Origin of the sequence: uncultured Cyclobacterium sp. (assembly GCF_963976465.1) — a bacterium.
GTDB lineage: Bacteria > Bacteroidota > Bacteroidia > Cytophagales > Cyclobacteriaceae > Cyclobacterium.
In genome coordinates this window covers 1-5,417 of the sequence record NZ_CAXBOC010000407.1, presented here as the reverse complement: position 1 = coordinate 5,417, position 5,417 = coordinate 1, and the positions used below count along the sequence as shown (strand labels likewise).

The following is a 5,417-nucleotide window of genomic DNA, read 5'->3' as shown; positions in this document are numbered from 1 at the left end:
TGGTCCATAGTTGCAGAATTTACTGTTCTATTCAAAAGATCAATTTGATCTCCAAAGACCATTTCCTGTAAAGTTAAACTTCTATTGACAAGGCCCAACTGACCTCCAAACCTTAGGAAGCTTTCATTGTCTAGCAATAATTTGTAAGAAAGGTATCCGGCAATATCGGTTGATCTGATCTTTAGCAATGACTCAGAAAATTGGGAGGCAGAAAAACCGAAACCAACATTGGTCTCATCTATAAAGTTATCATAGTAGACGCCTGAAGCGGTAAAATCATAACCCAATCCAGGCCATTGTTTTCTATAATTGACGCCTATTCGAGTAGTTTCCATAGCTCCTGCAAAAGCAGGGCTAAGGTTAAGCGGGGCTGCGTAAAACTGTGTAAATTGAAAATCCTGTGCCAATAAATCTATAGAATTAGATAAAAAGGAACTTACAAACAGCATTATAAATTTAATATTTCTCATTCTAAAAGCATGAATGCACCGGTTTCACTAAAATTTCTTCCGTCTGCGGTGGTGTAATTTAATTTAAAAACGTAATTGCCCGGAACGGCTTTTTGGCCACGGAAAGTACCGTCCCAGCCTTTATCATTTATGTCCGATGATTGGTACAAGATTTCTCCCCAGGTGTTCATTATTATTAGCGATAGACTATTGATGTTCAAAAACTTGGGGAAAAAATAATCATTAAGGCCATCACCGTTAGGACTAAATACATTAGGAGTTGCTAAGAAAAAATCAGTGATTTTAATCGGAAAAGAAGTGCTGGTTTCACAACCCCAAATATCCGTAGCTATTAAGGTGACTTGATAAGTTCCGGGAAGCTTGTAACGGTATTTAGGAGAGGCTTCATATGAAGTATTTCCATCTCCAAAATCCCAATAATATAAACCAATATTTCCATTGCTTTTGTTGATAAATTGAACATCAAAGTTGACCAAATTTTCTCCGTATAAGGGGAATGACTCAGATAAATATTCGCCTTTTACCAATATGACATCGTTTTGAACTTTGAAACTTTGGGTCTGTACACAACCCTTGCTATCGGTCACTGTCACCTGATAGTTTCCGGGTGCATTGGCCTCCATCCGGTAACCATCTTCAAAAACCTCTCCACTGCTCCACTGGATAATATAAGGAGCAACCCCACCTTCAATATGTAGCTCATTGATCTCTAAGATTTCTTTCGGTTCACATTGGGAGTTTATTGTATTTGTCAAGCTAATGGTGAGTGGGTCAGGTCGTTTTACTTTGAAAGTTTGACTTACATAGCACCCTGATTGATCTGTAATATCAACTGTATAGGTACCATTGGTCAGGTTGGAAACCGTGGGGCTGGTCTCGCCATTGCTCCACCTGTAACTATAAGGAGCTCTGCCACCTGATACCTCAAGCGATATTTTTCCACTTTGACCATTTTGGCAAGAGGAAGCATCCTCAACCTGACCTATTGCTACCAAAGGTTTAGGTTCAATCAAATTAAATGTCCTTTCAATGGTACAGTTGTTGGCATCTTTTAAGAAGACCTTGTAAACTCCCGGTTTTAGGTTATAAATCGCCGATTGTTCCGGGCCATGTTCCCAAATAGCAGTTACAGGGGCTTTACCTCCTTCTAGGTTTAGCTGAATGCTTCCGTTTTGAGCACCATAACAAGAAATCTCATTGACAACAGGATCTACCTTAAATACCGGGACTTCCTTAATGCGGGTTTCTTTGGAGACTACACAGCCAGCGGCATCTGTTACGGGACCTATTCCTTCAAAAAATCTATTATCTTCTCCGGTATTCCATTTGACTTGGTAAGGTTTGACACCTCCGGTTATAGCTAGGGAAAGGTTGGCATCATTGGCGCCATAGCAGGATACCTCCGTATGCTCCATTGATACTTCCAAGGGAGCGGTAGGTTGAGTAATGTTAATGGCTGAGCTGCTGACTTGACAGCCATTGCCATCATGGACAGTAAGTTGGTAAGTGCCTGAATATAGTCCATCCGCACTGGGTGAATTTAGATCAAAGGGTTCCCCATCTTTAGTCCATTGGTATTGATAACTACCAGCTATTCCACCGGAGACAATAAAAGATAGGCTGCCGGTTGGTGCTCCATGGCAGGAGACATTTGTTTTATCATTTAAACTGATGGATAGAGGTTTAGGCTCTTTGATGGAAATACGCTCACTTATCTCACAACCATTTTCATCTTTCACTTTTACCAGATAATTTCCAGGCAAAAGGTCATTTATTACTGCTGCATTGGAGGTAAAACCCTCCGGTCCTGACCAGTTTATACTGTACTTTCCACTTCCCCCTGAAATATTCAATGCAATTTGCCCATCATTGGCCCCATAACAACTGATTTCAAAACCATTATTGACTTTAACCTTGGGAGTGATCAATAAGGGCTCGGGTTGCTTGATGTTTATCAATTCTGTTAGTGCTTCGCAACCATTTTCATCAGTAATGGTAAGATGGTAATCTCCGGGAGTTAAATTTTCAATGGTAGAAGTAAAGGCTTTAAAATTATTCGGTCCTGACCACTCAAATTTTAAGTTTCCTGAACCTCCGGAAGTTGTAACCTCTATCCGGGCATCTGCTGCTTCAAAACAACTGATATTATATCCATTAAAAGTGGAAACTTCGACTTTATCTATGGTCAATCCGGCTTGAGGTTGGGTGATTTCTAGTTGGTCAATCTCCTTAAAACAGTTGTTGGCATCAATTACCCTTATCGCATACATGCCGGCAGTAAGGTTCTTGAAAAACCAATCTCGTTCTGTGGTTGGAGGAGATGTTTCTAAAATGGCTCCATCTTCATTTAATAATTCATACTTATATGGCCCTGCAGAAGTACGTGTAATGCCTGCAGCCAATATGCCAGTTTCTTGTCCAAAACAAGAAATATTGGTTCTCTGGTCTGCTAACTCTTCTATTTCAAGTCCCTGAGGCTCTGTAAGCGTATAACTTCTACTGATTTCGCAGCCATTGATGTCTGTAACGGTGACCTGGTAATTACCCGGTAAAATGTTTTTTAAGCTGTCATTTTCTGAACTGAAGCCATTTGGTCCTTCCCATTTTATTTGATTGCTGCCCGATCCTCCGGAAATATCCAAATATATATATCCTTCATTTCCACCATTACAATGCACTCCAAATCCATTATAGTCTGATACTTCCTCTTCAACTAACAGTGGGAGCGGAGATTTGAGGTCAAAGTCTCTCTGTAGTGAACAGCCATTTTCATCTGTTATTAAAACATGATAGCTTCCTGCTTCCAGGCCTTCCAACTGTGTACTGGTGGAGGTAAAACCATTTGGACCTGTCCAGTTATAAGTTAAACTACCTTGATTTCCGGAAATATTGAAGGAGATAGCCCCATCTGAACCTCCTGCACAGGTGATTTCATAACCATTATAATCTGACAATTGTATATTGCTGATTTCTAAGCCTGTTTCCGGCTGCTCAACCAATATGTTTTCTATTGTTTTAATACAGCCATTGGCATCTTCAACGGTTACCCAGTAAAGGTTTCCTGGTAGTTGGCCAAAAGTATGGTCATTACTGTTAAAGTTGGGGATGGACCTGATTGCTTTTTCGTCGCCCATGATTCCTAAAGTAAGGGTATAAGGAGCCATTGAGGCTTGATCTATCAATAGGGTGAATGCCCCATTGTGCTCACCAAAACAGGCCACTGGAACTCTTAAATCTTCGGGCTCAGATAGGATCAATTCATTGGGTTCAGAAAGTTTGTAAGTAGCTTGGATGGTTGCCCCATTATCATCGGTTAGTGTCAAGGAGTAAAAACCTGCAGATAGGTTTTCTAAGTTGCTCTCTGCGGAAGAAAAGTTGTCCGGACCCGACCAGCTATAGGTGTAATTTCCTGTTCCTCCTGCTGCGTTTGGTTTAATGCTTCCGGTGGCAGCTCCATTACAACTGATCTGAAAGCCATTTATCTCAGGAATGTTGGGTGTCAAAGTCAAGGGGTGTGGAGCTTCTAGGATAATGGAAGCCAAACGTGCGGTACAATTGTTATCATCCGTTACAATAAATGTATATTCTCCGGGGCTTAGGTTGCTGATGTCTTTGCTGTTTGCCTCAAAGCCATCGGGCCCTTTCCACTCGTATTTATAATCACCTTCCCCACCCACTATTTTCAGGGCAATGCTGCCATCATTTGCTCCCGGAAATGAGACCTGATATCCATTGTAATTGGATACAAGGGTATCCTGAATTAGTAAGCCTGTTTCCGGTTCATCGATTAATATTCCTTCCAAAAAGAAATCACATCCTTGGTTGTCCTCAATTCTAAAATCATAAGTCCCTGCCTTTAAATTCCTAAAATAGAGGGTGTCAGAATCCACATTGTTTATAGGACCTAGTGACCTGTAAGGATCCCCATTTCTAAAAACCTCTATTGAAAATGGGGTGGGTGTGTTTTCGTATAATTGAATTGCTATGGTGCCTGCTTCTTCACCAAAACACCTCACATCTTCTCTGAGATCACTTAATTCTGTTAAGGTTAAAGGTGTTGGCTCATTGATTGTATAATTATTTGCTACCGTACATCCATTTTGATCGGTTATCATTACAGCGTATTTCCCGGACTCTAAGCCATGTCTAGACAATTCACTTTCCTCTGCATTGAGGGGGAAAGAGGGCAATTCTCCTGATACGGGGGAGTTTATGTTGTCAAAATTTCCTTTAAACCATTCTATCGTATATTCCGGAGTACCTCCTTGAGGCTTTATGCTAATACTTCCATCGGCCATGCCATTGCAAGATATATTTTCAATGGTTTCTGAAAAGGTTAATGGTTGAGGGCCTTCAACAGTTATCCAACCGGTAGTTTTTTCACAAACCAGCGGGGCAGTACCGGCGATATCATACAACCTTCCCTTATCTTGAATTTTCGCATAATAATCACCTGGTGGCAAGTTGAAAACTTTGCTTTCTACTCCTATAATTGCACCTCTCAGGCTAACAAAAGAGTTGTTTACTGATTTAACTTCATTTTCTTTATCGTCAAACCATGTTATTTCATAATTAGCCCATTCATCACGGTGGCTTTTGGGAAAAGGAGATGACCAACCACCGTCAATTAAAAGACTAATTTCTCCATCATTATTTCCAAAGCATGTAACATGTTTAACAGTTTCATCAGCAACCATGGGTTCAGGTATGACAATTTCAAAGCTTTCTCTACCGTTGCATTGAAACCTATCTTCTATTTCAACTGTGTAAGCACCCGGGTCCAAATCTTGTGCTTGGATCACTACAAAGCCATCAGAATCAGATACTACTTCAAAATCAGTATGTTTTTCTCTGCCCTCACTATCAATCACAATAAAATTGTTTACCGGAAGGGTAGCATTAAAAATAATGAACCTCTTGTCCTATTCAAATGATAAACATGAGATA

General features: G+C 40.4%; 2 protein-coding genes. Both read right to left on the bottom strand.

Going from position 1 to position 5,417, the window contains the following annotated elements; translation table 11 throughout:
• On the bottom strand, positions 1 to 470 hold a 470-nt coding region (locus AAC037_RS19015; protein WP_339904820.1), incomplete at its 3' end, for a PorP/SprF family type IX secretion system membrane protein.
• Entirely contained in the window at positions 467 to 5,341 is a 4,875-nt protein-coding gene (locus tag AAC037_RS19010) for a PKD domain-containing protein (protein ID WP_339904819.1), read from the bottom strand. The genes AAC037_RS19015 and AAC037_RS19010, both read right to left, overlap by 4 nt.
• Between the last annotated feature and the right edge of the window lie 76 nt (positions 5,342 to 5,417).